This is a genomic window from Streptomyces sp. NPDC051776, assembly GCF_040681345.1.
GTDB lineage: Bacteria > Actinomycetota > Actinomycetes > Streptomycetales > Streptomycetaceae > Streptomyces.
Genome location: NZ_JBFAYQ010000014.1, coordinates 68997 through 94490, shown reverse-complemented (window position 1 = coordinate 94490; position 25494 = coordinate 68997). Strand labels below are relative to the sequence as shown.

Genomic DNA, 25494 nt, shown 5'->3' with positions numbered 1-25494 from the left:
GCGGACGGGACGTCCCATATGTACGGGGTCACATTCGCACCGGGTCTTACCGCACGGAGTCATGTCTGCGCGGAGCCACATTCGCACCCGGTTGATGTCTGCGCGGCGTCATGTCTGCGCGGCGTCATGTCTGCGCGGCGTCTGCAGGGGATCCCATCTTCACGGGGTCACATCTGCCGCAGGGCGAACACCGCCAGGGCGATGCCCTGGATCACGACGGCGATCGCCAGCAGGATGCGCAGATGCCGGTTGCTCATCGCCCGTACCTCCTCGACCGCCTCGTCTTCGCCCGTATCAACTCGACCGGCCGCGCAGCCTCAGCGGTCGGCCGACAGATCCAGTGTGCCCGGGTCTGCGGGCTGCCCGTCGAGCTCCGTCAACGCGATGAGCTGCTCCGGTGTGATGCCTTCGGGGATCGGCACCGGGGGCGGGGTGCGCAGAGGTGGCTCCCATCCCGACTCCGGATCCCAGCGCCGGACGACTCGAGCGGGTGCCCCGGCCACCACTGTTCGGTCGGGCACCTCGCCCCGGACCACCGCACCGGCCGCGACGACCACGTTTCGGCCGAGGCGCGCACCGGGGAGTATCACGGCGCCCGCGCCGAGCCAGCTCCCCGAGCCGATCTCGACGGGAGCGGTGCGCGGCCACTGCCGGCCCACCGGTTGGTCGGGATCGTCGTAGCTGTGGTTGTCGCTCGTGACATAGACATAGGGGCCGCAGAACACGTCGTCGCCGAAGACGACGGACCGGGAGGCCACGACGTGGCTGCCGCGGCCGAGTACAACGCCGTTGCCCAGCCGCAGAACCGGATCCGGCCCGAGGTCGAGCCCGGGCATCATCCCGGCGGTCAGCGTGACGTGCTCGCCGATGATGCAGTGGTCGCCGAGATGGATCCACGGCTCGCCGAAGAGCGTGCCCTGCGGGAAGGCCAGCCGGGTCCCGCTGCCTATCCGGCCGAAACGGTGGCGTCCCGGACGCTCGGCCGTCACCGCTCCCGCGCTCTGCATCCAGCGCCAACCACGGTGCACCGCCCGCGTGACCAGGCGGCGGCGCCAAGCGGCGAGCGATGAGAACGTGTTCCGGTTCTTCGGCACCCGCACACGGTACTCAGCCGTGCGACGGGCGGCGTATGTGCTGTCCTGTGATCTTCGCCCCATCCGGGCGTGCGGTGCCGTTCGGTCCTCGTCCCCGTCATGACGGTGGCCCCCCGGCCACCTCCGCCAGCCCCCGTCTCCGTCCGGCCCGGGCGTCCGGCCCCATCTCCTCCCGGCCCCGTCTCCGTCCGCCCCGGGCGTCCGGCCCAGTCTCCTCCCGACCCGGCCTCCGTCAGCACAGGTCTCCGTCGCCCGAGCGCCACCACCTGGTCGCATCATGTGGCCGCCATCACCCCCGATGCCTGGACCGGGTCAGCCCTGCCGGGGGGCGCCACCGGGACCGTCGGCACCGGGGTGCGCCCGCCGGTCCGCACCTTCGCCATCAGGACTGTGGGAGCAGGGACCCCAGGGGGCCGAGGTCCAGGTTCAGGTCCTCAGGCGTCAGGTCGTACCGCTCGCAGAGGGCCGCCATCCGATCCTGAAGCGTCATCAGCGTCATGCCGATGCGCTCTTCCTGTTCGTCGGTCAGATCGCCCTGGTCCACACGGTGCAGAGCCGTCCGCTCCATCAACTGCCTCAGCAGTTCGACGATCGTCAGCACCAGCTTCAGGAGGTCCCGCTCGACCGTGTCCGGGTCGGTCTTCAGCCGCTGGGCGACGCCTCCCGTACCGCGGTCGTCAGGACCGGCCGGCAGCAGGTCGAACGCTCTGGCCGCGGCGGTGGCGACCTCGTCGAGGCGGGCCGGGCCCCGGCTCTCGGACGCGCTGGTCCGCTCAGAGGTGTCCCTCACGCTCTCCGTCCCTTCATCGTTCCGTTCGCAGCCCGACTCCCGCTGCCACAAGCCCTGTTCGCCATCCCGACCGGAACCCGCACGCCATCGGTCACCACGGCGCGGAGCCGTCCTCGGTCACCGAGCGGATCACGGCCCGCAGATTGATGTGCACCAGATCGACGTCCGCCACGGACAGCACCAGGTCACCGGTCAGTACCGCCCCGCCGTTGAGAAGCCGGTCCAGCAGATCGATGAGCGCCACCTGCGGACCGGCCGGGGCGGGCTCGTACGCGGAGGCGGAGTTCGCGTCGTACGCGAGGTCAGTGGACACGTCCGTCCCCTGCCCCGCCGTCCTGCACCGGAGTGGCGAACGAGTACGGCGCCCAGGGCCCGGTCACGTCGACACGCGCCCCGGACAGGGTCCTGCCCTCCTCCGCGACCGCCGCGCGGAACTCCTCGCTGCGCTCCATCGGCACCAAGTAGGCGTCATTGACGATGTTCTCGCCCGCTCCCGCGGCCAGTGCCCCCTGCTGGGGCCGGTGCGCCACGCGGTCGGCCGCGAACGACTCCGCGACGGCGGCGATACGGTCCGCCGCCTCCCCCGCGGCCCGGTACGCGTCCTGGCGGCGGCTGCGGTGCGCCCGCCGTTGCAGAAGGTAGGCCCGGCCCGGGCTGAGGGAAGTCTCCGCCGGTGCCGAGGCGCTCCCGGACGAGGTCCCAGGTGCGACCGGCTGCGGCTCGCCCGGTTCGGCGTACACCTTGACGCCCCACTCGACGTGCCCCTCCAGTCGCTGGAGCGTGGTGGCAAAGGCGTCCCTCGACTCCTGGAGCATCCAGGTCACCCGCGCGTCGTCGAGGTAGACGGTGGCCAGGCGCAGCGGGAGAACGGCCGTACGCTCCACGAGCGCGCCGACGACGCCGTGATGGGAGCGCGCGATCGCCTCCAACCGGGTGAGGTCCCCCAACTGGGCCTTGAGGCCTTCCTCGTCGAATTGGGCAGCCGGGACGCTGCACACCACTGCGGCCAGACCGCCCGCGCCGACCGTACGCATCGCGGCGCCCCCGTGCCCGGTCAGGCCGGTCGCCGCGCCCTCCAGCTCGGGGGCGGCGCGGCCGACGGCGTACACATAGCTCAGGAGGCCGGACGTGGCGGCGGGTCCATTGCTGCTCATCGGGCGTCAGCTCCCTGCTGCGGTTTCTCCGCGGCCCGGAGCCGCGCGATCTCCTCCCGCAGCCGCTCGTTCTCATCGGCGAGCGAGGTACGGACCTCCGCTCCGCCCTCCAGTCGGTCCTCCGCTCCGGCCTCCAGTCGGCGTTGCGCCCCGCTTGCCACATCCCGCGGACCTGTGGGGGCCCGGGAGGAGAGGGAGGGGTCGTGCTCCCACCAGTCGATCCCCATCTCCTTCGCCTTGTCGACGGAGGCGACCAGGAGCCGCAGCTTGATGGTGAGCAGCTCGATGTCGAGCAGATTGATCTGGATGTCGCCGGCGATGACGACACCCTTGTCGAGTACCCGCTCGAGAATGTCGGCGAGATTGGCCGACGAACCTCCTCCGCTGAGGGGAGCCGCACCCCGGGCGGGGGCGGGCCCCATACGGCCTGCCAGAGAATCGGACGACATGAGATCAGCCTCGTTTCGTGCTTCGGTTCAGCGGCGGGCCGAGGCGGAGCGCCGGCGTGGAGGCTCGGGGTCGGCCTCTTCCGGTTCCTCGTACGCCTCGGCTTCCTCGTACGCGTCGTCGTCGGGCGCGTCGTCCTCGTATCCGTCCTCGGGTTGGGGACCGTCGTCGGCATCCTCGTCACCCTCATCGGCGACGGCTTCGGGCTCGTCCGCCTCGTCCAGGTCTTCTGCCTCGTCGTCGTAGGGCTCCTCGTGGGCCTCCGCCTCGTCCCGCTCGTCCTCCTCGTCGACGTAGGGTGCGTCGTCGTACGGCTCGTCGTCGAGCGGTTCGTCGTCGAGCGGTTCGTCGTCGAGCGGTTCGTCGTCGTGGGGTGCGTCGTCCTCGTCGGAGGCCTCCGGCAGGCCCTCGTCCGGCGCGTCGCCCTCGGCGAACTCCTCGCCGTCCTCCGGCTCCTGGGCGTACTCCGCGCGCTCTTCCTCCTCGACGGCCGTCTCGTGATCGACGACCACCACGCCGTCGCGAATCTCGCCGCGCCAGCCGTCTTCGGCCTCGCCGCGCATCATGATGAACTTGCGGTAGAGCTTGAGGTCCAGCCGGGCCCGCCTTCCCTGGGCGCGCCAGATGTTGCCGGTCTTCTCGAACAGCCCCTTGGGGAAGTACTCCAGCACGAGCAGCACACGGGTGAGGGAGTCCCCGAGGCGATGGAAAGTGACGACTCCCTTGACGGTGCCCTTCGCGCCCTCCGTGGTCCACACGATCTTCTCGTCGGGGACCTGCTCGGTGACGTAGGCCCGCCAACTCCGTGTGGAACCCGCGACCTTCACCTTCCAGTTGCTGGTCGTGTCGTCCGATGCCTCGACGCTGACGACGCCCTTGGCGAAGGTGGAGAACTCCTGGAACCGGGTCCACTGGTCGTAAGCCTCGCGCAGCGGCACGCCGACGTCGATGTCCTCGACGATGACGACGCTCTTGGACTTGCCTCCGCCGCTCTTGCCGCGCCCCTTGCCGAACATCCCCTTGAACTTGTCCTTCAGGGTGGCCTTCAAGTGTGAGGTGCCGGCCTTCAGTGCGGCCTGGGCAGGTGACCTGCCTTCGGCGAGGACCTGCCCGCCCTTGGCGAGGCTGCCCATGAGGGCGCCCGGCCCCTGGGTGGGGTCACCGGCCTTTCTGATGGTCTCGCCGAGTGTCCGGCCGAGTCCGGCCACGGCATGCTCGGCGCGGGCCTGCAGATAGCCGCGGAGTTCCTCTTTGAGCCTGTCGGTCGCGGGGTTGTTCGCGATCTCGTTCCGCACTTTGCCGAGGGTGTCATTCATTGCGGCTCCCGCGGGCCCCGGCCGTCTTCCCGACGGTCTTCTTGGCCGTCTTACCGACCGTCTTCGTGGCCGTCTTCCTGGCCGGGCTCGACGCGGTCCTGCGGGTACCGCTCGCCGCCTTCCGGGTTCCGCCGGCGGCCGTCTTGCGCCTGGTGGAGGGGGTCGTGCCCTTACGGGACCGGGAGGAGGCCGTGGTTTTGCCGCGCGGCGCGGACTCCCGTTCCCGGCTCGGCTCTTCCTCGGATGCGGCGCGTCGTGTCTTCCCGCGCTCTCCTCCTCGCTCGTCCTCGGGCGCGGCGTCGTCGTCGGCCTGAACCTCGTCCTGCGCGTCGTGGTCCACCTCGTCCCCGCCGCGGGTGCCGGTGCCGATGTCGCGCAGGCTCAGTGTCCGCTCGTGCAGCGACTCCGCCAGGCTGTTCGCGCGGTTGGTCAGCGCCGTGGTAGCGGCCGACTTCGTGGCGTCGACGAGCTGCTGCCGCGCCTGGTTGCTCAGCCCGCTCAGGACGGGCGAGTTCGCCACCAGCTTGCCGAGCTGCTGCGGATCCAGGCTGAGTTTCTTCCCGGCCAGGAACAGGCCCAGGGCGAGGGCGAGTTTGGCTTTCCTCGTACGCCCGAGGAGGTAACCTCCCACGAGCGCCACGGCTATCTTTCCATTGGTCATCATGTTTCTCATCTCTCCTTCCCCGGCCCTCGTCCCGGGGGGTGGGACGGGTCCGGAGCCGGTCAGGAACGGGCATCCAGCTCTCGACTTCGCGCCTCGAGCCACTCCAGGTGGTCGAGCAATTCGTCCTCGCGCCGGTCGAATTCGGCTTCGTCGATGCGGCCTTCCGCCAGCTCCTGCACCAGTTCCCGAAGTTCCCGCAGCACAGGGGCCGGGTCGTAGTACTCGCGTTCCGCCGCGAGGATCACCTGGTCCATCACCCATCCGGCACCGCGTACGGGCGCGAGCGGGAACGTCAGGATCTGCGTGATGAGTCCCACGTCGACTCCGGTCAGACGAAGCTGTACGGCGGTAGGGGCCCGTGGAGCGTCAGGTCGTAGGCCCTGCCCCGGCGTTCGGCCTCGGCCGCCACTGCCTGGGAGAACTCACCGGCGCGCTTGCGCTCCACCAGGAAGGACACATTGAGGAAGTGCTCCCGGGTGGGGTCGCCGGGGGTGTAGGTGACGGCTGCCGGCGCCGCCGCGTCGACGACTTCGAGAACGGCGTTGTTGTGGCGCCGCTCGACCTCCTGCGAGATCAGCTCGCCGAGCGCGACCTTGTCGTCATGGGCGTCAGGGTTCTGCCGGGTGCGCTCATTGAGCGCCCGGATCTCCTCGGACTCGTCGACGATCTCGCGCAGCAGGTCGTCCTCGTCCCGGGCGACCTTCAGGTTGTACTCGACGCAGCCGTCGAGCTGCCCGAGGCGTTCGGTGTAGCTCTCGGCGTTCTCCTCCAGCGCCTCGGCCACAGCCTCCTCGTCGGGGGCCACGAGGCCGAAGCGCATGGGGAGTACGGCGCCGTCCTCCAGCAGCCGTTCCTGGACCGTCTGATGGGCGACCAGATCGCGCCGCTTGGCCCGCAGCTCCTCGGGGGCTTCGCTCACCACGGCCCGGTGCGATCCGGAGCCCACCGTTGTGAGGTCGCCACCGGTCTCCCCCACCCCCTTCAGCCCGTCGAGGCGCAGGGGGTGGTCGGCCGCGGTGATCGCGTATATGTAGACGGCCATGGTTTATGCGTCCTCCTCCTTGCGGCGCGTGGTACGGCGGCTACTGGACGACTTGGTGGTGCGGCGCGGCTCACGCTCGCGCTCCTCCTGCTCGGATTCGCGGCCGCCCTGGAGCGATTCGGTGAACGCCTCGACGGCACCGCTCAGCGCTCCTTTCGACTTGCCCTTGGCACCGTTCTCGGTGAGCTCGCCGGTCAGATCGGTGAGTTGGCTCGGGGCCTTGCGCCCGGCTTCGAGGTCGAGGCGATTGCACGCCTCGGCGAAACGCAGGTAGGTGTCGACACTGGCGACGACGACCCGTACGTCGATCTTGAGAATCTCGATGCCGACGAGGGAGACCCGGACGAAAGCGTCGATGACGAGGCCTCGGTCCAGGATGAGTTCCAGGACGTCGTAGAGGCCCGATGTGCCGCCGCCGCTGCTGCTCGTCGCCGGGGTGGGACGGGATTGCTGCATGACGGTCACGGTTCTTCCTCTCCTTTGACGTTGCGTCGTACGGCGTTGGTCGTTGGGCGTTGCGTCATTGGGCGTTGCGGTGTCGCATTGAGGGGTTCCGTGTGGTGGCGTGCGCTTAGCCGCGGCGGGTGTCGCGGTCGGTCTGGCCCCGGGCGTACCGTCGTATGCGCTCATAGCCGAGGAGTTCGCCGCCGGGGTCGAGCAGTACGCGGTAGGTGGCCATCACACTCGTGGTCTCGGGGATGCGCTCGATTTCCACGACCTCGATGTCCACGGCCCAACCGTCGTCGTTCGGTTTCAGAGCAGAAATCGAGTCGGGAACCGCTCCGAGGAGCTCCGACAGCTGTTCCGCGGCTTTTCTCATGGCGACAGCGGCCGGGGCACGTTCACCCGCCTTGTTGCTGTCGCTGCTCTTCCGCTCGGCGGTCGGCATGATGGCCTTCTTTCGCATCGAATGGAATAGGACCTCGTGGTCGTCTCCGTTCGGTCCCGCCTGCCCGACACCTCAAGGCATATGCGTTCGCATCCATGATTTTCTGAATACGGCGATGAGAACGCGGCGGTACGCGGCCGCTCCGCTCAACCCCTGCTCATCGTCCCGGAGTTGGAGGCCCAGGCGACCTCGCCGACGTACCGTGCGCACCCGGGCCCGGAAAGGACCCGTTCCTCGTGCGAGCCGCGCCGTGACATCACATGGTCTCACCGGGGAAGTCATGTGCCGGAGCCGGTGCGCGGAAAGTACCTTCTCCGAGCACCAGCCCCGGCCGGTGACATTGATGCGCGCAGTTCTACCAGCGATACCAGCGTCCCCTGCGGCCGCCAGCCGCAGTGGGCCGGATCACAAATCCGAGCAGCCAGAGCGCGAGCACGATGATGGCGACCCACCACAGGGCCTTGAGTGCAAATCCCGCGCCGGCGAGCAGCAGGACGAGCAACAGAACCAGTAGAAGCGGAACCATGTGTATCAACCTCCGGTACTCCGAGTGCCCTGCTCCGAGTTGCCCATGCCTCCGATCAATTGATTCTTCTCCGGGAATTGCAGAGCTGATCCGCACAGGGAAATAGCAACGAGCGGATATGCGGCACGGATTGAGGCTGGAGGGGCTACGGCGGTCAGCGGCTGAGTTTGGCCGGCTCGGCGTTGAACTGAGCACCGGTCAGCAGGGCGAGATTGGAGACCCGGAGCCACACCAGGAAGACGACCATTACTGCCAGTGCCCCGTAGAGGCGGCCGTAGGTGTCGACATGCGGCGCATAAGGGCAAATCCGGCCGATCATACGAGCCACAGTCCGTCGGCGAGCGCACCCTCGGCGGGCACGATGGCGCCGACCTGGTCGATGAGCTCATGAACCGCGGTCGCGTCCGCCGCGCCGATCAGCGACACCGTGACGAGCAGGGCCGGAACGATCGCGAGCATTGCGTAGCAGGTGAGCGCGGCGGCCCATTCGGTCACGTCATCGTTCCAGACGGACGCAGGGTCCTGCGCAGCGCGGTCGGGAAGTCGTCGGAGCGGGCAGTCCGGGCCGGCCGTCAGCGGGTGCGGCGGCCGGGGACGTCGGTGTCACGTCGAAGGTGTCTCCGCCGGACTCCGGTCCCGCGGCCGCCCCCGGGCCGGCGTTCGAGGTCCGCATGTCGGCTCCCCCGGCGGGCCGTGCCGTGCTGTCTCGATACGAACTGCGTCCGTAGCCCCCCGGCTCAGGCACCCAGGCGCCCGCCGGTCAGTCGCGCGAGTATGCCGCGCCGGCGCTTGGCCCGCTGCCGTATGAAGACCGAGGTGGCGCCGGCCAGTGCGATACCCGCACCCCCGGCGGCGACGGCCTTGCGAGCTTTGATCAACTTCCAGGCCGTACCGGCCGTGGCCCCGGCCTTCCTGGGGGCGTTGGCCAGGGTGTGCCCGGCCGCGCTCGCCTTGGTGCTCGCGGTGACCGCTGTGCGCTTGACGGTCGTTCCTGCGGCGCTCACGGCGGCCGAGGTCTTGCGCGCTGCCTGCGCCTTGGCCTCGCCCGCCCGCGTGGCGGCCCTCCGGTACGTGCTGTCCGTCCCCGCCTCGGCGTCCTTGGCCGTGTCCTTGGCGGGCTCGCGTGCCTTGTCCGCGGCGGCCTTGGCCTTCGCGGTGGACGCCTTCGCGGTCGACCGTCGCGTCGTGGCGTTGGCCGTGGACTTGCGGGACCCGGCGGTCGCCGAGGTCTTGCGGGCAGTGCCGTTCGCTGGGGTTGGTTTCTTGTCAGTCATGGTCTCCGCGTTGCCGCTCGGGTGGGCAGCAAACACGGACGGTTCCGGCACCCGCGGGCGGAGCGCGGGCGTCGGCGCCGCCCGCGGCCTCAACCGGCCGTGGAGTTCCGGCCGATGGCATCGCGGTGCGCCGTGGCCAGGTCCACGTACGCGGTCGCATTGAACGTGACGCCCTCGCGCTCCTCGTCGGTGAGCGGGCGCTTGACCTTGGCGGGCACACCGGCCACGAGCGAGCCGGGGGGCACGCGCATGCCCTGCGGTACGAGCGCTTGGGCGGCCACCAGCGAACCCGCCCCGACGACCGCCCCGTTGAGGACCGTCGCGCCCATGCCGATCAGGACGTCGTCCTCGACGGTGCAGCCGTGCAGGACGGCGTTGTGCCCGACCGAGACCCGCGCGCCGATGGTCGCCGGGAAGCCGGGATCGACGTGGACCGTGCAGTTGTCCTGGATGTTGCTGTCGGCGCCGAGGGTGATGGTGTCGCCGTCGGCTCGCAGGACCGCGTGGTACCAGACGCTGGCCCCGGAGGCCATGGTCACATCACCGATGACGACGGATGTGGGCGCGAGGTACGCCGAGGGATCGATCCGCGGTTCCCTGCCGCCCATGCCCGCGATCAGTGCCTCGTGCGTCATCGTCCTCGCCTCGTTCCGCTCGTCTCGTCAGAGGGCACGGTAAACCGGCCGGGGACGGCGCGGAGCACGGATAGACGAAGATCACAGCACGGGCCGCAAGGTGCCCGGCCCTCGGGCCGGGGCGGTGCGCTCTCATTCCGCGGCGCGAGCAGGCTCCCTGCCCGGGGCCTCGTCCTGGACCCCTTCCTGCCCGAGCCAGGCCGCGGCCTTCTTCGCCCGGTTCTTCATCACCAGGAACGAGACAACGCCGAAGACCAGCGCCACGCCGAACCCGAGCCAGGAGAACCGCTTCAGCCAGGCCTCGGCGACCACGCCGACGGAGTAGATCACCGCGGTGGTGCCGCCCGCCCAGACGATGCCGCCGAGCACATTGGCGATGAGGAACTTCCAGTACGGCATGCGCAGCACGCCCGCGAGCGGACCGGCGAAGATCCGCAGCAGGGCGATGAAGCGGCCGAAGAAGACCGCCCACATGCCCCACCGCTCGAAGGACCGCTCTGCCGAGGCGATGTGGTGCGGACCGAAGTGCTTGGGGAACTTCCCGCCGAGCCACGTCAGCAGCGGCTTGCCGCCCTTGCGCCCGATCGCGTAGCCGATGGAGTCGCCGACGATCGCGCCGGTGGTGGCGCAGGCCCCGAGGATCACGGGGTCGATCTCGCCGTGCTGGGAGGCGAGCAGCGCGGAGCTGACAAGGATGATCTCACCGGGCAGCGGGATGCCGAGGCTCTCGAGGCCGATGACGACGCCGACGAGCAGGTAGATGCTCAGCGCGGGAACGGTCTCGAGCCACTCCTGGACGTGCAAGCCGGTTCCTCCCCGTTCCCGTTGTCTCAAGGCTGCCCGGCGGGCGGCGCACGGACAGTCGCCGGGCAGCCTACTCGATCCCGGGAAACACCGGCGTGGGCCGCCCGCGGAGGCGGTGCAGAGGCGACCGGCGCTCACGCGGGTCGGCACAACGGCGCGGGGGAGATCCGGCCACGCGGGGCCGACTCGGGTGTCCCGGCGACGCGGGGCGGCGCATCACATGCCCGGGCGGATCACATGCCCGGGCGGACACGTATCGCAAGGCGAGTCGATCACGGATCGCATACGGCGAGCGGATCACCCACGGAGACGGGTCACGTGTTGGGGCGCAGCGTCCACACCACGGTCATCTCTCCGGTCACGGCCCCGTCCTCGCGTGTGATCTCGATGGCAACCGGGAACTCGGGGCGCTGCCCCGCGTCCAGTTCCGCGACGACGTCGGCGATCGGCCGGCCGAGGGTGGCGGTGGCGGTCACCGGCCCCATGGCGAGCTTCTTGTACCCGATCTCGGCCCGTACGGCCAGTGGCACCGCCCGAGTGAGCTGATCGCCGAACGCGGCGATCACGATGGCGCCGCTGGCCGACTCGGCGAGCGTGAACATCGCGCCGGCGTGCGGCCCCCCGACGTGGTTGTGGAATTCGGTCTGGTCGGGCAGCCGCAGAACGGCACGCTCCGCGGTGGTCTCCAGGAACTCGAGGTTCAGGGTGCGGGCCATCGGAACGGTGGCCGCCAGCATCTCGCCGATCGACGGCAGGGTCTCGGACATGTCGACCACGTTACCAGTGAGTAGCAAAGCTGTGGAGGGGCCCGTGGCAGGGGATGCGCAGCCCCTTCTATTGTTACGGGCCATGTGGCCAGGACAGCAGCCGCCCGGGGGCGAGCAGAACCCGCAGGACCCGCACGCGAATCCATATCAGCAGCCGGGATACCACCAATCGAACCCCTACCAGCAGCCCGGGTACCAGCAGCCGAATCCGTATCAGCAGAATCCGGCACCGCAGTGGAACCAGGGCGTACCCCCCGGCCCGCCGCAGCCGCCCCAGGGCGGCCGGAACAAGCAGTTCGCGACGATCGCGATCCTCACCGCCGCCGCCGTGGTGGCCGCCGCCGTCATCACCGGGGTCGTCGTCCTCGGGGGCGACGACGCGAGGACCGATGACGCGAAGAAGGGCGGAAAGCCCGCCGGCAGCGCACCGTCGGACGGGAAGTCGCCCGGAGAGGAGCCGTCCGACGAGGGTGAGCTGGACAACCCCCGTGCGGGCGGCGACACGGAGGTCGAGCCGGTCGTCCCGGGCTGGAAGACCGTGGTCAACGCCAAGCGGCAGAACGCTTTCGACGTACCTCCGGAGTGGTCGGTGGAGTCCCAGGGGACCTCCATCGGTTTCGAGGACTCCAAGGACAAGTCCGACTTCCCCCGGGCGCTCATCGTCATGTCCGCGCCCGCCTTCGCCGACAGGAAGTGGTGCACCGTCAAGACCGAGAGCGGCTACGACTCCGACACCGCTCTGGCCGCGGCAGGGACCAAGGGCGCGCAAGGGGCGAGAAGTACGGCCAACGCCGCGCAGGACGCAGCCGAGATGTGGGTCTACGCCGGGTACGACCAGAACGAGACGGGCACGCGCAAGGTCACCAAGGCCAAGCCGTTCTCCAGCGAGCACGGGCTCACCGGCTTCTCCTCCTCCGCGACGGTCACGGGCGTGAAGAAGACCGACAAGTGCTCGTCCGACGGCAAGTCCTTCACAGTCGCCTACAAGGCCCGGAACGGGGACCTGGCGATCTGGTCCCTCTACGCGGCCAAGGGGGTCAAGGACGAGATCCCGGATGCGACGATCAAGAAGATCATGAATTCGCTGCGCCCGCTCAAGACCGCCTCCTGAGCCGCTCCTTGCCGCTCCCCGTCCCCAGGCGGGCCCACGGTGCCGTACGCGTACCGGCTGCGTCCCCGGGGCAACCCGCGCGGGGCCGCTGCGTTCGGCGCCGCTGCGCCCGAAGCAGCAGGGAGCCAAAACCGGTCGTCCGGTTCCGTCGCCCCCGCTCCGGAGTACCGCGAACACCCCGCGATCATGGCCCCGAGCGCCCCGAGGCCGGTGATCACGGCGGCGGCCGTCAGCAGATCGTCCTGCTGACGTCCGCAGTGGTGGCGGTTCCGGACGTACGGCATCTGCGGCGGGGGACGCCGGGTCCGCCTGCGCGAAGGGCGGCCCGGAACGGAGCCTGCGCGGCCTCGGTCCGGGCCGATGAGGCGCGGCGCAAGGCCGATGAGGCGGGGCTCAGGGGGAGAGGCTTCAGCCGATGCTGAACGCGCCGTCCGGCGGCTCCGGTGAGGGGACCGCATCCGCGTCGTGGACCGGACGGGACCGGGCCATCAGGCGGTCCAGTGCGGTGCCGTGCTCCACGCGCGCCGGGAAGGGATCCGCGGCAGCCCGGCGGGCCAGCTCCGGAACCGGCAGCTCGGCGTCCGAGGCGATCAGTACGGTGTTGCCGAAGCGCCGCCCCCGGAGCACGGCGGGTTCGGCGATCAGCGCGAGACGGCCGAAGACCACTGCCAGGGTGGCGAGTTGGGACCCCAGAAAGGTGAAGGGGGCGGCATCGGCGACGTTCGCCACGTAGACGCCGTCCGGACGGAGGACACGGGCCGCCAGACGGGCGTACTCGACCGAGGTGAGGTGGGCGGGGACGCGCGAGCCGCCGAAGACATCGGCGATGAGCACGTCCGCCTGATGCGGCCGGGCGCTCTCCAGCCACTGCCGGGCGTCCGCACCGCGGAGCTCGATCCCGCTCTCTGGTCGCAACGGAAGGACGTCAGCGACGAGTTCGAGCAGCGCACGGTCGGCCTCGATCACCGTCTGCCGTGTGCCGGGACGAGCGGCCGCCACATAGCGGGGCATGGTGAGCGCGCCACCGCCGAGGTGGACGACGCCTGCCGCGCCCTCGCGGACGGGCGCCCTGCCGAGCACGGCGTCGAGCACATGGGCGATCCGCTGCGCGTACTCGAACTCCAGGTGCGCGGGATCGTCCAGATCGACGTAGGACTGGGGAGCGTCGTCGACCGTGAGCAGCCAGGCCCGGCTCCGGTCGACATCGGGCATCAGCTTGGCGGTCCCGGTATCCACCTCGCGCATCACGGGAATCGGCTCGTCCACGGCTCCATTGTCCCCGGGGAGCGCGTGGCAGCGCCTGGTCACGTGCGGCCTTCGGCCCTCGGACATCGGCCGGACCGGGCGGGGCGTAGGCGATCGGCACCGGCCGTCCCCACCGCCCGCCTCACCGGACGGTGCGCCGGATCAACGGCGCGCCGAGCGCATGGCCCTGACGACCCTGACACCGCCTTCACCTGCGACGATGCGCTGATACTCCGCGGACTCCACGGGGCAGAGCGACACCAGCCCTCCGGTGTCGAAGAGCAGGCCGAACCCGTACGCCTTGGGGAGCGGGGACGTTCGCAGACAGGGCTGGTCCCTGGAGAAGAACTCCGCCCGCAGGGACGCTCTCTCCGCGTCCGTGATCTCATCGGCCCGGGGCTGCCGCCGGAGCCAGGACAGGAACAGTACGTCTTCCTGCGTGAGGCGTTCCGTCGGATCCGCGATCATCTCGTACTGCAGCACGGCGACGGTCTTCCTGCCGCCGCGCAGCGGCGGTACGGCGCTGGTCGTGACGGGGCAGTCGTCCGCCACGGCGATCAAGGTGTCGTAGTAGTTCATGTGTGCGCGCTCTCGGTCGGGGACGGTTCGCCGCCCGGTCAGTCCCTGTCGTAGTGGTAGGAGAAGGCGAACGGAACGGATGTCTCGCCCTGCCGAGCGGTGAAGCCGCCGCTTCCGCGGAGCCCGGCCAGCTCAGCGGTGCCCGACCCCGGTACGACGTCGAAGGTGCAGCGCAGCGTGCCGTCGGCGCCGAACGAGCCGCGTTCCTCGAGGGCGAAGGTGCCCGTGCGCCCGTCGAGACTTCCGCTCAGGACCTGCATGCCGGAGAAGGTGCCGGTCGCCTCGGCCACGTAGACGATGCTGTAGGCGCAGGTGGTTCCGGCGGCCCGGATCCCGCCGGAGAACGTGTTGGTGACCGAGGCATGGGCGAGGACGGGGTGCGATCCCTCGGTCCCGACGCATCGCTCCTGCCAGTCGGCGGAGGCGAAGTGTCCGGTGGTCTGCGGCATGGTTTCCCTTTCGGTGTCGGTCGGCGCACACGGGGGTCCGCAGCGCCGCCGATCACGTTAGGTTCGCTACCTGACATCCCTTGTCAGGTACGGAGAAGGATCGTCCATGCGTGCTGACCGGCTGCTTTCGCTGCTGCTTCTGTTGCAGAACCGCGGGCACATGACCGCTCCCGAGCTGGCCGCCGAACTCGAGGTGTCCGTCCGTACGGTCTACCGGGACATCGAGGCCCTCAGCGCGTCGGGCGTCCCGGTCCACGCCGACCGCGGGCCGGCCGGCGGCTACCGCCTGGTTGAGGGCTACCGCACCCGGCTGACGGGCCTGACCGACGCCGAGGCGGGGGCCCTGTTCCTCGTCGGTACGCCAGGACCCGCGCGGGAACTGGGACTTGGGGCCGTACTGGCGACCGCACGGCTGAAGCTCCAGGCCGCCCTGCCGGCCGGACCGGCCGAACGCACCCGGCGCATCGAGGCCCGTTTCCACCTGGACGCGCCTGGATGGTTCCGGGACGCCGAACCCGTCCCGTATCTGGGGGACGTGGCGCAAGCCGTATGGGACCAGCGAGTGCTGCACGTCCACTACCGGAGCTGGAGCGGCGAGGTGCACCGGGAGCTGCATCCGCTCGGCATCGTGCTCAAGAGCGGTATCTGGTACGTCGTCGCGCGGGCGCGGCCACGGGCGACACCGGCGGAGGAGGCTCGGGAAAACCGGCCGGCCGAGGGCGCGGGGGCCGAAGGCGGAGGTCAGAAGCGATCGGAGGAGCCGGTACGGACCTATCGGATAGCGCGCTTCCTCTCCGTGGAACGCTCCGAGGCGGGCTTCGAGCGCCCATCCGGCTTCGATCTCGCCGCACACTGGGAGGACGCCACGCGCCGCCTGGAGGCGGCACGGTTCAAAGGTACGGCGCGGCTGCGCATCTCGCCCCGCGGGGGGCAGTTGCTGCCGATGCTGTTCGGCGCACCCGGTGCGCGAGCGCTGGCGAACGCCGGGCCCGCGGATCCCGATGGCTGGGTGCAGGTCGAGGTCCCCGTCGAGTCGCAGACCGTCGCCGTCGGCGACCTGCTGCGCCTTGGTACGGACGCCGAGGTCCTGCACCCGCACGAGCTGCGCGAGGCCGTCGCCCGGACCGTTGACGAACTGGCCGCCCGCTACGGTCCGCCGCGGTCAGGATGCCGCAAACCTCCGGACTCCTCGCGATTCACTGTCCCTTGATCTCGCGTCAGCCGTTTCTCTTGAGGATCAGACGTCCCACACCGCTGCCACCGCCTTCGCATGGGCGGCCGCCTGGGCGCGGCCCGCGCGGGCGGCGGGCGCGCGACGCGCGGGGTCGAGCGGGTTGCGGCCGATGGCGGAACGGGCCACGCGGTCCGGGGCGAGCAGAACGACGCGGGCTCCGGCGGCCGTGAGCGTCGCGGCCTGCGCACGGGCGCTCGGCACCGGGCCACCGCCCTGGGTCATGGGTGCCAGGATCACCACGCGCTCGTGCCCGGAGGCGAGGTCGGCGTTGGCGGCCGACCGCACGCCGCCGTCGATCCAGCGGCCACCGTCGATGGTGACCGGCGGCCACACCCCTGGCACGGCGCAACTGGCCGCCACGGCATCGACGAGGCCCACACCCCTGGAGCCGTCGAAGGCCGCGAACTCCCCCGTGGCCGCGTTCACCGCCGTGATCAGCAAGCGGCGGCCGGGCCACTCGTGCGCGACGAGCCGCTGCTCGATGACCGCACGCCGCTCGGCCTCGTCGGGCGTCCTGGCGGCCAGGGCCAGACGGCCCATACGGGCGCCGAACTCCGCGCCGTCGCGGGACCGGAGGGCGCCAAGGGCGTACCGGGCGATCGTCATACGCCCCATGCGCGCCGCGATCTCACCCGTGGCGTCGGCGAGTTGGCGCTCGTACAGCTCCTCCAGGGCGAGGCGGCCGGAGGTCAGCTGGGCACCGACGACGGAACCGGCCGATGTACCGATCACCGTGTCCGCCGTGCTCACATCCACTCCGGACGCGGCGAGTCCGGTGAGCATGCCGATCTCCCAGCCGACGCCGGTGATTCCACCGCCGCCGAGCACGAGTGCCGTCGTCGCCACGTACCGCTCCTTCCGCTGGCCGCCTCTGCCGGACCGGCCACCCCCGGGGTTTCCGTGGACCCGTGGCGCCGCTCGTCGTGCGTTCCTGCCCTCGGGCCCTCGTCGGCACAGTCCTCGCGGGCTCCGGCCCTCGTGCGCTCTGCGCCTCGCGCGTTCCTGTCCTCAGGCGTTCGGGGCTCGCGCGTTCGGGCCTCGTACGTTTTCCAGTCCTCGTACGTTCCTGTCCTCGCGCGTTCGGGCCTCGTACGTTTTCCAGTCCTCGTGTGTTCCTGTCCTCGTCCCGGCTCGTGCTCGTGCCGGGGTTCGGCGCGGTGCACCTCCCCGTCCCGCGCAGCATGGCACCGGCGACCGCCGTCCGGTAGCCCGCGTCGCGTTCGCGCCACATCGGGCAGGAGCGGTACGGCATTGGGGGTCCGACCATGGCGACATCCCCTTGCATGCAGGTGGAGCGTGCACGTCCCGGTCGGTGCCCCCGTCGGGACCGCCGCGGCCAGGCGGACGCGCCGGGCCCCCGGCGTCGGTGCGCCGCCGGGGGCCCGGGTTACTCGCGTCAGTCCAGGAGGGTGTGCACCGTGCCCGCCCCCACCGTGCGCCCGCCCTCACGGATCGCGAAGCCGAGGCCCGCCTCGAGGGGCACCTCCCGGCCCAGTTCCACCGTCATCGTGACGGTGTCCCCGGGCCGGACGACCGCGGCCTCGCCGAGGTCGACGTCGCCGACCACGTCAGCCGTACGGATGTAGAACTGCGGTCGGTAGCCCGTGGCGACGGGAGTGCTCCTGCCGCCTTCGGCCGCCGACAGTACGTACACCTCCGCCGTGAACCGCCGCCGTGGTTCGACACTTCCCGGTTCCGCGACGACGTGGCCCCGCCGCACCGCGTCGCGCTGCACACCACGCAGCAGCAGCGCCACATTGTCGCCCGCCTCAGCGGACTCCATCGGCCTGCCGAAGGTCTCGAGTCCGGTGACGACGGTCTCGACGTCGGCTCCGAGGACGGCGACGTGGTCGCCGACCCGCACGTGCCCCCGCTCGACCGCCCCGGTGACGACGGTGCCGCGCCCGGTGATCGTCAGCACGTTCTCGACCGGCAGCAGGAACGGCGCGTCGGTGTAGCGCTCCGGTGTCGGCACGTAGGTGTCGACCGCGTCCAGCAGCGCCTCCACGGCACTGGTCCAGCGCGCATCGCCCTCCAGCGCCCGCAGCCCGGAGACGCGTACGACGGGCACGTGGTCGCCGTCGTAGCCGTGCGCCGACAGCAGCTCCCGTACCTCCAGCTCGACCAGGTCGGTCAGCTCGGGGTCACCGGCGTCGGCCTTGTTGAGGGCGACGACGATGTGCTCGACGCCGACCTGCCGGGCCAGGAGGACGTGTTCGGCGGTCTGCGGCATGACGCCGTCGAGCGCGGAGACGACGAGGATCGCGCCGTCGAGCTGGGCTGCGCCGGTGACCATGTTCTTGATGTAGTCGGCATGACCCGGCATGTCGACGTGCGCATAGTGCCGGGTGCCCGTCTCGTACTCGACGTGGGCGATGTTGATGGTGATGCCGCGCGCCGCCTCCTCGGGCGCCCGGTCGATCCGGTCGAACGGCACGAACGTCCCGGAGCCGCGGGCGCTGAGAACCTTGGTGATCGCGGCGGTCAACGTGGTCTTCCCGTGGTCGACATGGCCCATGGTGCCGATGTTCAGGTGCGGCTTGGTGCGCACATATGCCTGCTTGGACATGGCTTCTTCCTCGGAAGTGAGCAGCGTGAGCGGGACCCCGAGAACTGGCCGACCCTCCCCCTGCGGGGTCCGCCGGACTGTCCGGGAAGGGTCAGCTTCGGGCGCCGCCGAGGGGCGCCGGGACGACGGCGTTCACGCCCACCGCGGCGGCTGCCGTGGCAGCGGCCACAGCGCAATCGGCCGCAGCACATGCGGCCACGGCGGCGACGGCGGCAGTGGCGAGGGCCCGGGATGCAAACAACGTGATGGCCGAGGGAGTGGTCGCCGACGAGGCGAGGGCAGCCTTCGGCGCGTCCGCGACTGCGGACGGAAGCGCGAGGAAGGCGTGCCGGAACATGCCGCCAATGATCGCGGCCGGTCGGCCGCACCGCCAACGAATTTGTGCGGAGCGCTCCTTGGTGCCGTGAGCGACGTACGCCATGCGCTTACGTGCGCGCCATGCGGTTACGTACGCGCCATGCGGTCCTCGGACGGTCTTCGGCGTCAGATGTTCTTCGGCGTCTCAGATGTTCTTCAGCGCCTCACGGACCGAGAGGGGCGCCAGCCGCTCCCGGGCGGACTCGACGAATGAACGGACCGCGTCGGGGTCGGTCTTGGCGTACTCCCGCAGCGCCCAGCCGATGGCCTTGCGGATGAAGAAGTCGGGATGACCGGCCTGGCGCAGGCAGTAGCCGAAGAGCCGCTCGGTGTCGGTGGCTTCCTTGTAGCGGAGCTGGTGCAGGAGTGCGGTACGGGCGATCCAGAGGTCGTCGTCGGCGATCCACGCGTCCATTGCTGCCGCGAGCCGGGGATCAGCCGCGACGAGCGGGCCGACGACATGCGCGGCGAGCGTGTCCACGGTGTCCCACCAGGACCGGGTGACGACGAGATGACGGGCGACGGGCAGGAACCGCGAGGAGCAGCGCTTCACATGGCGGCGAAGGTAATCGGCCGCGAAGTACTGGTACTCGCGCTCGGGCAGCTCCCAGCAACGCAGCGCGATGGCTGTGCAGTCCGCCTCGTCCGGGCGCGGCGTACCGGCGAGGACGGTACGGGAGAGGGCCCGGCGCTCGGCGGTGGGCATGCCGAGGAACGGGGCAATGTTCTTCATGTACGCGGCGGCGCTCACAGCGCGCACGGGGTCGGCAGCCGAGGCGTAGGCCTCGGTCAGCCGCGCGAGCACCGTGTCCGCGAGGTCGCTCTCGGGGAGCTCTGGGATCCCCTGAGCAGTTGGGTCCCCCTGCCCCGTCGAGCTCCCCCTCCCCGTCGAGCTCCCCTGAGCCGTTGGGCTCCCCTGACTCGGTGGACCGCCCGGGCCCTGCGGTCGCTCCGGAGTGCCCGGTCCCACCCGGCCTTCCGGGGCGCCCGGTCCCATCGCGTTCTGCGGCTCCCCAGGCCCCGCCGTGATACGTCGCATGTGGCCCAACATACGGCGGGCCACCGACATCGTCGGTTACTCTCCCCGGATGCCAGCCCCGACCACCCGGAGCCCGCACCCCCTGATGCCGGGTCCGGACCCTGCCGTTGATCCTCCGCGGCACGCGACAGCGGGCGTGGTCCCATCGCCGCCGCAGGTCACGACCGCCGGGGCGGCCGCGCGCTGCGCCGGCGGCACGCTGCTGTCGCCGTGGGCCCGGCTCGTCCTGCTCCTCGCGCTGCTCGCCGCGGCGGCCACCACCCTCGTCCTCGTCGAGCCGCAGCAGATTCTGGCCGAGGGCATGCCGCGCGTCCCGGGAGGCGCGGCCGTCGTGCTGTTCGCCCTGGCGTACGGGGTGTGCACCGCGGCGCTCGTACCCCGGCCGGTCCTCAATCTCGCGGCCGGGGCCCTGTTCGGCGCGCAGTTCGGGCTGGCCGCCGCCGTCGCGGGCACGGTGACCGGCGCGGGCATTGCGTTCGGTCTCGGCCGGCTGCTCGGCCAGGACGCGCTGCGGCCGCTGCTGCGCGCCCGGTGGCTGGTTGCCGCGGACCGGCAGCTCAGCAGGCACGGCTTCCGCTCGATGCTGGCCGTCCGGCTGTTTCCCGGCGTTCCGTTCGCCGCGGCCAACTACTGCGCCGCCGTATCGCGGATGGGCTGGGTTCCGTTCCTGACCGCCACCGGCCTGGGCTGCGTACCGAACACGGCCGCATATGTGATCGCGGGGAGCCGGGCCGCGACTCCGGCCTCCCCCGCGTTCCTGACGGCCGCCGGCTTCATCGCCGTGACGGGGATCGCGGGCGCCGCGGTCGCCTGGTGCAAACGCGGGCGGCTGCACCGGGGTTGACGGTGGAGGTGACCCGAAGCGCAGAGTCGTCGAGGCCGTTGGGGCGCCAAGGGTGACCCCGGGGGCGATGACCGCCACCGGGAGGCCATAGCATCTACGCGAACTCCCCGACGATCACGATCACAAGGACGAGCGCACCCCGTCATGACATGGTTCGAATCATTCATCCTCGGGCTCGTCCAGGGGCTGACCGAGTTCCTGCCGATCTCCTCCAGCGCCCATCTGCGGCTGACCGCGGCGTTCGCGGACTGGCACGACCCCGGCGCCGCCTTCACGGCGATCACCCAGATCGGCACGGAGACCGCCGTACTGATCTACTTCCGCAAGGACATCGCGCGGATCATCAGTGCCTGGTCGAAGTCGCTGCTCAACAAGGAGATGCGCGGCGACCATGACGCCAAGATGGGCTGGCTGGTGATCGTCGGCTCGATCCCCATCGGGGTGCTGGGCGTGACCCTCAAGGACCAGATCGAGGGTCCGTTCCGGGATCTGCGGCTCATCGCCACCACGCTGATCGTGATGGGCGTCGTGCTGGGTGTTGCGGACCGGCTGGCCGCACGGGACGAGCAGGGCGCCAAGCACCGTGCCGTACGGGAGCGCAAGACGCTCGCCGAACTCGGCGTCCGGGATGGCCTGATTTACGGCGTATGTCAAGCCATGGCGCTGATCCCCGGCGTCTCCCGGTCGGGGGCGACGATCAGCGGCGGTCTGCTGATGGGCTACACGCGCGAGGCCGCGGCCCGCTACTCGTTCCTGCTGGCGATCCCGGCCGTTCTGGCCTCCGGCGCGTACGAACTCAAGGACGCCGGCGAGGGGCACGTCTCGTGGGGGCCGACGATCTTCGCGACCCTGGTGGCGTTCGCGGTGGGCTACGCGGTGATCGCCTGGTTCATGCGGTTCATCACGACCAAGAGCTTCATGCCCTTCGTGATCTACCGGATCCTGCTGGGCATCGCCCTCTTCGTGCTGGTCGCGAGCGGAGTGCTGGACCCACGGGCCGCGGCCTCCGCAGGCTGAGGCGGCCTCTCACCCCTTACGGACACACGTCCACGGAGCACGCGCCGAGCGCGCGCACCGTGGACGCTGTGTGCGCGACGCACGACATGCGTACGGCGGGTTCTTTCTCGCGTGCACCGCGGAAGTCGTGCGTACGGCTGCTCCCGGACGTCGTGCGTACGACTGCTCCCGGACGTCGTGCGTACGGCTGCTCCCGGGCGGCGCTCCTTCAGTCCGCGTCCCCGCGGCTGGGGAGTTCCCAGTCCGCGTAGCGGATGCGGGAGATCTCGAGCACATCGCCGGGCGCGCCCCACTCGTCCTTGCCGAGCCGGGACAGCGGACGCAGCTTGGTGATCTCCGGGTGGCGCCCGTCCATCACGTCCTCCGAGACGGCGGCGTGCAGGACGCGCCCCATGACGACCGTGGAGTCACCGAGGCACAGTGTGCTGTGCAGTGCGCACTCCAGAGCGACGGGCGAGTCGGCGACGCGCGGCGGCTTCACCCGCAGGCTCGGCTCGGTCTCCACACCGACGGCCTCGAACTCGCTGATGCCTGGCGGGAAGTCGGTGGCGGTGGCGTTGATCTTCTCGAAGAGCGGCTCGGGCGCGAGATTCACCACGAACTCCCCGGTGTCCTCGACGTTGCGCAGCGTGTCCTTCCGTCCGACGGAGGTGAACTGCACGACGGGTGGTGCCACGCAGGCGATGGTGAAGAACGAGTGCGGTGCGAGGTTCGGGGTGGAGGCGTCCCGCGAGACGGTGGAGACCCACGCGATGGGGCGAGGGACGACCACGGAAGTCAGGAGCTTGTAGAAGGAGTTCCTGTCCATGGCCGCGGGGTCCAGATCGATGCGCATGGCTTCCAGTATCCATGACCGCATTCAGGACGCCGGGGACGCGGAACCCGTGATCCGCACGGTCTCGGTCCATGATCCGCGATGCGGGAGCCGGACCGGTTCGGCTGAGGTCCGAGGATCGGCGTGCCTGCCGTACGGGTCAGGGTGCAGCGCGGCTGTCGGCATCCGGCGGTGCCGGGCAGGTGCCTCGGCTCCGGACCGTTCCGGCGGCCCGGCGCGCCGCCACGGGAACGGCTGCGGCCGGCCGGGGCCGGACGCAGCCACCCGCGCGGGTCAACGCCCGGACGGGCCAAGGGAGTTCGCGTCCTGGCGGCGGGAGCCTGGGGGATCGCTGCCTATTCCCCCGCCGCATTGAGGTGCGGCAGGTAGTGGTCGAGGCGCTCCCGCTTGGTCCGCAGATAGCGGATGTTCTCCTCGTGCGGCGGCATGAGCAAGGGGACTTGCTCGGCGACCTTGATGCCGTGCCGCAAAAGCGCCTCCCGCTTGCACGGGTTGTTGGACATCAGCCGTACGGAGTCCACGTCCAAGTCGTGCAGGATGTCCGCAGCCACGCGGTAGTCCCGGGCGTCGACGGGGAAGCCGAGGGCGAGGTTCGCCTCGACTGTGTCCAGCCCCTCCGTCTGGAGCTTCATCGCCTGCAGCTTGGCCAGCAACCCGATGCCCCGGCCCTCGTGGCCGCGGAGGTAGACGAGAACGCCGCTTCCCTCGGCCGCGATGGCGCGGAGCGCCGCCGACAGTTGATCTCCGCAATCGCAATGCATGGACCCGAAGGCGTCCCCGGTCAGGCACTCGGAATGCAGGCGGGTCAGCGTGCGCTCTCCCGCGACATCGCCGTATACCAGCGCCACTTGTTCCTCGCCGCCGTCGCGGTCCAGGTAGCCGATTGCGCGGAAATCGCCGTGCACGGTGGGCAGTCGGACATTTACCACGCGAACGACACCTGATGGACCTGGGCCTGGGTCGGTCACGACATCCATTGCTGTCATGCCGAGATGCTACCCCTAATGCGCGCCGCGCGGGACCTGTATGAAGAATGAAGTGGCAACACTTCAACAAGTTGCGGAGTTCGTCGCGTTCGCCCCTTGGGAGGGATCACCGATGCCGCGTACTCTGCTCTTGCGGGTACCGGCTCGGAAAGTCCGTTTGCACGCCGCATTCGGGCCGGATGGCGGCCGCATACACGTATCGAGGAGCGAAAGGCCGGAATGGCATGAGCGGTTCGGAAACGCACGGGGCGGCTTCCGGGAGTCTGTTGCCGCCGAGCACGACCGAGGAGGTGAGGGACCGGAGAGCCCGTGTCGCCGTGCTGCCCATCGGCAGTTTCGAGCAACATGGGGCATTTCTCCCACTGGTCACGGACACGGTCGTGGCCTGCACCATTGCCCGGGAGATCGCAGCGGCGTACCCGGTCCACCACCTCCCTCCGCTCACCCTCTCCTGTTCGCACGAGCACGCCGACTGGCCCGGCACGGTCTCCATTTCCGCCGCGACGCTCCTCGCCGTCGTACGGGATATCGCGGACTCGCTCCGCCGTTCCGGCGTCGCGTCCCTGATTCTGGTGAACGGACACGGCGGAAACTACGTACTACGCAACGCGGTTCAGGAATCCGCGGGCAGGGGCACCCGCATGGCGCTTTTCCCGGGTTCGGTGGACTGGGATGCCGCACGCTCACGCGCCGGTGTGGAGACTTCATCGTTCAGCGATATGCATGCCGGGGAACTCGAGACGTCCATCCTCCTTCATGCCCATCCCGAACTCGTTCGTCCGGGATATGAAACGGCGGATTGTCTCGCCGACGATCGCAGGCATCTGCTCACGCTCGGTATGGCCGCCTATACGGAGTCGGGTGTCATCGGCCGACCCTCGAAGGCGTCGGCGGAAAAGGGAAAAGAACTTCTGGCGAGCCTTGCGGAATCCTTCGGTGAGTACTACTCCCTTCTCTCCGGGGCCGGCACCGGTTCCGCGCGCCCCGACCACCCCGAGGTGAACCGATGACCACCGGCAGCGCGCCGCATCGCAACGATCCACTCGAGGCGGCCGAAGCCTGGGACCGGCTGCTCGGCATACGGACGGCGGTCCAGGCCCGGGCCGCCGGGCTGGTCCGGGACACGGACGGCACCTGGCGTTGGGACGGCGACGCCTCCCCGGAAGCGGACGCGCTGGCAGATCGCTATGCGTCGCTGTGTCTGGGGGGACCGCGCCTGGCCTTCGCCCAACTCGGGCAGAGTCTCGACGGTTTCATCGCCACCCGTAACGGCGACGCCGACTTCGTCACCGGCGAGGAGGACCGCTGCCACCTCCACCGCCTGCGCGCCCTGGTCGATGCGGTCGTGGTCGGAGCGGGTACCGCCGTCGCCGACGACCCCCGGCTCACCGTGCGCGCCTGCGCTGGGACCAATCCGGTCCGCGTCGTCCTCGACCCGCACGGCCGCGTACCGCTGGATCGCCAGGTCTTCACCGACGGGGCCGCACCGACGCTGTGGGTGGTGGGTCCGGACCATGCCGGCCCGGACCGTTCGGGCCGGGACCATGCCGGCCCGGACCGTTCGGGCCGGGACCATGCCGGCCCGGACCGTTCGGACCCGGACCATGCCGGCCCCGGGCGTACCCGACCGAGCAGAGGTAGAAAACTGAACGTTCCGGATGGTGTGGACATTTTGCCGCTGCCGGACCGTGCGGCGTTCGCCCCCCGGCGCCTGGTCGACACCCTGGCCCGGCGCGGCCTCGGCCGCCTGCTCGTCGAGGGCGGCGGTGTCACGGTCTCGCGCTTTCTCCATGAACAGGCCCTCCACCGTCTCTACGTCACTGTCGC

The 25494-nt window shown here is 70.4% G+C and carries 32 protein-coding genes and 1 pseudogene; 6 read left to right on the top strand and 27 right to left on the bottom strand.

The window, feature by feature from the left end; genetic code table 11:
- Positions 1-317: 317 nt before the first annotated feature.
- The 18 genes from AB0M26_RS14180 to AB0M26_RS14095 all read right to left on the bottom strand — a co-directional run bounded on the left by AB0M26_RS14180 (position 318) and on the right by AB0M26_RS14095 (position 11402).
- A complete protein-coding gene (locus AB0M26_RS14180; RefSeq protein WP_365259684.1) occupies positions 318-1094 on the bottom strand; it encodes an acyltransferase in 777 nt (258 codons plus the stop codon).
- A gap of 382 nt (positions 1095-1476) precedes the next feature.
- The gene (locus tag AB0M26_RS14175; RefSeq protein WP_365259681.1) at positions 1477-1884 is read right to left on the bottom strand and encodes a gas vesicle protein K; all 408 of its coding nucleotides are present in this window, start codon (positions 1882-1884) and stop codon (positions 1477-1479) included.
- 91 nt (positions 1885-1975) lie between these two features.
- Positions 1976-2197, bottom strand: coding sequence for a gas vesicle protein (locus AB0M26_RS14170; protein WP_365259678.1), 222 nt, complete (start codon positions 2195-2197; stop codon positions 1976-1978).
- Positions 2187-3038, bottom strand: a complete 852-nt coding sequence (locus tag AB0M26_RS14165) for a GvpL/GvpF family gas vesicle protein (RefSeq protein ID WP_365259675.1) — start codon at positions 3036-3038, stop codon at positions 2187-2189. The genes AB0M26_RS14170 and AB0M26_RS14165 overlap by 11 nt, the downstream gene beginning before the upstream one ends.
- Entirely contained in the window at positions 3035-3460 is a 426-nt protein-coding gene (locus AB0M26_RS14160; protein ID WP_365259817.1) for a gas vesicle protein, read from the bottom strand. Before AB0M26_RS14160 ends, AB0M26_RS14165 begins: the two co-directional genes overlap by 4 nt.
- Positions 3461-3514: 54 nt before the next feature.
- On the bottom strand, positions 3515-4801 hold the full coding sequence (locus tag AB0M26_RS14155; RefSeq protein WP_365259672.1) for an SRPBCC family protein: 1287 nt from the start codon (positions 4799-4801) through the stop codon (positions 3515-3517).
- Complete coding sequence (locus AB0M26_RS14150; protein WP_365259669.1) at positions 4794-5465, bottom strand: hypothetical protein; 672 nt, start codon at positions 5463-5465, stop codon at positions 4794-4796. Before AB0M26_RS14150 ends, AB0M26_RS14155 begins: the two co-directional genes overlap by 8 nt.
- Positions 5466-5524: 59 nt before the next feature.
- The gene (locus AB0M26_RS14145; RefSeq protein ID WP_365259666.1) at positions 5525-5782 is read right to left on the bottom strand and encodes a gas vesicle protein GvpG; all 258 of its coding nucleotides are present in this window, start codon (positions 5780-5782) and stop codon (positions 5525-5527) included.
- Between the two features lie 11 nt (positions 5783-5793).
- Positions 5794-6507, bottom strand: coding sequence for a GvpL/GvpF family gas vesicle protein (locus AB0M26_RS14140; protein WP_365259663.1), 714 nt, complete (start codon positions 6505-6507; stop codon positions 5794-5796).
- Positions 6508-6510: 3 nt separating this feature from the next.
- The gene (locus AB0M26_RS14135; RefSeq protein ID WP_365259814.1) at positions 6511-6963 is read right to left on the bottom strand and encodes a gas vesicle structural protein GvpA; all 453 of its coding nucleotides are present in this window, start codon (positions 6961-6963) and stop codon (positions 6511-6513) included.
- Positions 6964-7078: 115 nt separating this feature from the next.
- Positions 7079-7396 carry a gas vesicle protein gene (locus AB0M26_RS14130; RefSeq protein WP_365259660.1) on the bottom strand — a complete coding sequence of 106 codons (318 nt, stop codon included), beginning with the start codon at positions 7394-7396 and terminating at the stop codon, positions 7079-7081.
- Between the two features lie 355 nt (positions 7397-7751).
- Positions 7752-7922 carry a hydrophobic protein gene (locus tag AB0M26_RS14125; RefSeq protein ID WP_365259657.1) on the bottom strand — a complete coding sequence of 57 codons (171 nt, stop codon included), beginning with the start codon at positions 7920-7922 and terminating at the stop codon, positions 7752-7754.
- A 154-nt stretch (positions 7923-8076) separates the two neighbouring features.
- Positions 8077-8241 (bottom strand): YhjD/YihY/BrkB family envelope integrity protein, encoded by a 165-nt coding sequence (locus tag AB0M26_RS14120; protein WP_365259654.1) that lies wholly within the window; start codon positions 8239-8241, stop codon positions 8077-8079.
- Positions 8238-8417: a YhjD/YihY/BrkB family envelope integrity protein gene (locus AB0M26_RS14115; protein ID WP_365259651.1), complete on the bottom strand. Its 180-nt coding sequence runs from the start codon at positions 8415-8417 to the stop codon at positions 8238-8240. Before AB0M26_RS14115 ends, AB0M26_RS14120 begins: the two co-directional genes overlap by 4 nt.
- Positions 8418-8659: 242 nt before the next feature.
- Complete coding sequence (locus AB0M26_RS14110) at positions 8660-9196, bottom strand: hypothetical protein (RefSeq protein WP_365259648.1); 537 nt, start codon at positions 9194-9196, stop codon at positions 8660-8662.
- Between the two features lie 89 nt (positions 9197-9285).
- A complete protein-coding gene (locus AB0M26_RS14105; RefSeq protein ID WP_365259645.1) occupies positions 9286-9831 on the bottom strand; it encodes a gamma carbonic anhydrase family protein in 546 nt (181 codons plus the stop codon).
- 132 nt (positions 9832-9963) lie between these two features.
- On the bottom strand, positions 9964-10635 hold the full coding sequence (locus AB0M26_RS14100; protein WP_365259642.1) for a DedA family protein: 672 nt from the start codon (positions 10633-10635) through the stop codon (positions 9964-9966).
- Positions 10636-10949: 314 nt separating this feature from the next.
- The gene (locus AB0M26_RS14095) at positions 10950-11402 is read right to left on the bottom strand and encodes a DUF4442 domain-containing protein (protein ID WP_365259639.1); all 453 of its coding nucleotides are present in this window, start codon (positions 11400-11402) and stop codon (positions 10950-10952) included.
- A gap of 82 nt (positions 11403-11484) precedes the next feature.
- On the opposite strand from AB0M26_RS14095, the gene AB0M26_RS14090 reads away from it, so the two are divergent.
- A complete protein-coding gene (locus AB0M26_RS14090) occupies positions 11485-12513 on the top strand; it encodes a hypothetical protein (RefSeq protein ID WP_365259635.1) in 1029 nt (342 codons plus the stop codon).
- 408 nt (positions 12514-12921) lie between these two features.
- Here the strand turns inward: AB0M26_RS14090 and AB0M26_RS14085 are convergent, their stop codons facing one another.
- The 3 genes from AB0M26_RS14085 to AB0M26_RS14075 form a co-directional block, all read right to left on the bottom strand.
- Positions 12922-13779, bottom strand: a complete 858-nt coding sequence (locus tag AB0M26_RS14085) for a fused MFS/spermidine synthase (RefSeq protein ID WP_365259632.1) — start codon at positions 13777-13779, stop codon at positions 12922-12924.
- A gap of 141 nt (positions 13780-13920) precedes the next feature.
- Positions 13921-14337 (bottom strand): DUF6157 family protein, encoded by a 417-nt coding sequence (locus AB0M26_RS14080; RefSeq protein ID WP_365259629.1) that lies wholly within the window; start codon positions 14335-14337, stop codon positions 13921-13923.
- A gap of 38 nt (positions 14338-14375) precedes the next feature.
- Entirely contained in the window at positions 14376-14786 is a 411-nt protein-coding gene (locus tag AB0M26_RS14075; RefSeq protein ID WP_365259626.1) for a DUF3224 domain-containing protein, read from the bottom strand.
- 106 nt (positions 14787-14892) lie between these two features.
- Between AB0M26_RS14075 and AB0M26_RS14070 the strand changes: the two genes are divergently transcribed.
- Positions 14893-15996 carry a WYL domain-containing protein gene (locus AB0M26_RS14070; protein ID WP_365259623.1) on the top strand — a complete coding sequence of 368 codons (1104 nt, stop codon included), beginning with the start codon at positions 14893-14895 and terminating at the stop codon, positions 15994-15996.
- Positions 15997-16023: 27 nt separating this feature from the next.
- Here the strand turns inward: AB0M26_RS14070 and AB0M26_RS14065 are convergent, their stop codons facing one another.
- The 4 genes from AB0M26_RS14065 to AB0M26_RS14050 all read right to left on the bottom strand — a co-directional run bounded on the left by AB0M26_RS14065 (position 16024) and on the right by AB0M26_RS14050 (position 19787).
- Entirely contained in the window at positions 16024-16866 is an 843-nt protein-coding gene (locus AB0M26_RS14065) for a patatin-like phospholipase family protein (RefSeq protein WP_365259620.1), read from the bottom strand.
- A gap of 550 nt (positions 16867-17416) precedes the next feature.
- Positions 17417-18589, bottom strand: coding sequence for an elongation factor Tu (tuf, locus tag AB0M26_RS14060; RefSeq protein WP_365259617.1), 1173 nt, complete (start codon positions 18587-18589; stop codon positions 17417-17419).
- A 91-nt stretch (positions 18590-18680) separates the two neighbouring features.
- Entirely contained in the window at positions 18681-19010 is a 330-nt protein-coding gene (locus AB0M26_RS14055; protein WP_365259615.1) for a hypothetical protein, read from the bottom strand.
- Between the two features lie 81 nt (positions 19011-19091).
- Positions 19092-19787 carry a DNA alkylation repair protein gene (locus AB0M26_RS14050; RefSeq protein WP_365259811.1) on the bottom strand — a complete coding sequence of 232 codons (696 nt, stop codon included), beginning with the start codon at positions 19785-19787 and terminating at the stop codon, positions 19092-19094.
- Positions 19788-20034: 247 nt separating this feature from the next.
- On the opposite strand from AB0M26_RS14050, the gene AB0M26_RS14045 reads away from it, so the two are divergent.
- Positions 20035-20829 (top strand): TVP38/TMEM64 family protein, encoded by a 795-nt coding sequence (locus tag AB0M26_RS14045; RefSeq protein WP_365259612.1) that lies wholly within the window; start codon positions 20035-20037, stop codon positions 20827-20829.
- A gap of 144 nt (positions 20830-20973) precedes the next feature.
- Positions 20974-21846 carry an undecaprenyl-diphosphate phosphatase gene (locus tag AB0M26_RS14040; RefSeq protein WP_365259609.1) on the top strand — a complete coding sequence of 291 codons (873 nt, stop codon included), beginning with the start codon at positions 20974-20976 and terminating at the stop codon, positions 21844-21846.
- Between the two features lie 208 nt (positions 21847-22054).
- Here the strand turns inward: AB0M26_RS14040 and AB0M26_RS14035 are convergent, their stop codons facing one another.
- Complete coding sequence (locus AB0M26_RS14035; RefSeq protein WP_365259606.1) at positions 22055-22681, bottom strand: flavin reductase family protein; 627 nt, start codon at positions 22679-22681, stop codon at positions 22055-22057.
- Between the two features lie 335 nt (positions 22682-23016).
- Entirely contained in the window at positions 23017-23667 is a 651-nt protein-coding gene (ribA, locus tag AB0M26_RS14030) for a GTP cyclohydrolase II (RefSeq protein ID WP_365259603.1), read from the bottom strand.
- A 224-nt stretch (positions 23668-23891) separates the two neighbouring features.
- Here ribA and AB0M26_RS14025 point away from each other — a divergent pair, with 224 nt between their 5' ends.
- Positions 23892-24677 carry a creatininase family protein gene (locus AB0M26_RS14025; protein WP_365259600.1) on the top strand — a complete coding sequence of 262 codons (786 nt, stop codon included), beginning with the start codon at positions 23892-23894 and terminating at the stop codon, positions 24675-24677.
- A pseudogene (locus AB0M26_RS14020) lies at positions 24674-25462 on the top strand (RibD family protein); the annotation flags it as partial. The gene AB0M26_RS14025 and the pseudogene AB0M26_RS14020, both read left to right, overlap by 4 nt.
- Positions 25463-25494 lie beyond the last annotated feature (32 nt).

Coding starts and splice junctions, on each gene's coding strand:
- AB0M26_RS14080 (WP_365259629.1), bottom strand. CDS start 14,337: ATGAACTACTACGACACCTTGATCGCCGTGGCGGACGACTGCCCCGTC.
- AB0M26_RS14165 (WP_365259675.1), bottom strand. CDS start 3,038: ATGAGCAGCAATGGACCCGCCGCCACGTCCGGCCTCCTGAGCTATGTG.
- AB0M26_RS14135 (WP_365259814.1), bottom strand. CDS start 6,963: ATGCAGCAATCCCGTCCCACCCCGGCGACGAGCAGCAGCGGCGGCGGC.
- AB0M26_RS14035 (WP_365259606.1), bottom strand. CDS start 22,681: ATGCGCATCGATCTGGACCCCGCGGCCATGGACAGGAACTCCTTCTAC.
- AB0M26_RS14120 (WP_365259654.1), bottom strand. CDS start 8,241: ATGATCGGCCGGATTTGCCCTTATGCGCCGCATGTCGACACCTACGGC.
- AB0M26_RS14155 (WP_365259672.1), bottom strand. CDS start 4,801: ATGAATGACACCCTCGGCAAAGTGCGGAACGAGATCGCGAACAACCCC.
- AB0M26_RS14140 (WP_365259663.1), bottom strand. CDS start 6,507: ATGGCCGTCTACATATACGCGATCACCGCGGCCGACCACCCCCTGCGC.
- AB0M26_RS14025 (WP_365259600.1), top strand. CDS start 23,892: ATGAGCGGTTCGGAAACGCACGGGGCGGCTTCCGGGAGTCTGTTGCCG.
- ribA (WP_365259603.1), bottom strand. CDS start 23,667: ATGACAGCAATGGATGTCGTGACCGACCCAGGCCCAGGTCCATCAGGT.
- AB0M26_RS14110 (WP_365259648.1), bottom strand. CDS start 9,196: ATGACTGACAAGAAACCAACCCCAGCGAACGGCACTGCCCGCAAGACC.
- AB0M26_RS14075 (WP_365259626.1), bottom strand. CDS start 14,786: ATGCCGCAGACCACCGGACACTTCGCCTCCGCCGACTGGCAGGAGCGA.
- tuf (WP_365259617.1), bottom strand. CDS start 18,589: ATGTCCAAGCAGGCATATGTGCGCACCAAGCCGCACCTGAACATCGGC.
- AB0M26_RS14130 (WP_365259660.1), bottom strand. CDS start 7,396: ATGCCGACCGCCGAGCGGAAGAGCAGCGACAGCAACAAGGCGGGTGAA.
- AB0M26_RS14055 (WP_365259615.1), bottom strand. CDS start 19,010: ATGGCGTACGTCGCTCACGGCACCAAGGAGCGCTCCGCACAAATTCGT.
- AB0M26_RS14090 (WP_365259635.1), top strand. CDS start 11,485: ATGTGGCCAGGACAGCAGCCGCCCGGGGGCGAGCAGAACCCGCAGGAC.
- AB0M26_RS14125 (WP_365259657.1), bottom strand. CDS start 7,922: ATGGTTCCGCTTCTACTGGTTCTGTTGCTCGTCCTGCTGCTCGCCGGC.
- AB0M26_RS14040 (WP_365259609.1), top strand. CDS start 20,974: ATGACATGGTTCGAATCATTCATCCTCGGGCTCGTCCAGGGGCTGACC.
- AB0M26_RS14095 (WP_365259639.1), bottom strand. CDS start 11,402: ATGTCCGAGACCCTGCCGTCGATCGGCGAGATGCTGGCGGCCACCGTT.
- AB0M26_RS14150 (WP_365259669.1), bottom strand. CDS start 5,465: ATGATGACCAATGGAAAGATAGCCGTGGCGCTCGTGGGAGGTTACCTC.
- AB0M26_RS14105 (WP_365259645.1), bottom strand. CDS start 9,831: ATGACGCACGAGGCACTGATCGCGGGCATGGGCGGCAGGGAACCGCGG.
- AB0M26_RS14070 (WP_365259623.1), top strand. CDS start 14,893: ATGCGTGCTGACCGGCTGCTTTCGCTGCTGCTTCTGTTGCAGAACCGC.
- AB0M26_RS14045 (WP_365259612.1), top strand. CDS start 20,035: ATGCCAGCCCCGACCACCCGGAGCCCGCACCCCCTGATGCCGGGTCCG.
- AB0M26_RS14160 (WP_365259817.1), bottom strand. CDS start 3,460: ATGGGGCCCGCCCCCGCCCGGGGTGCGGCTCCCCTCAGCGGAGGAGGT.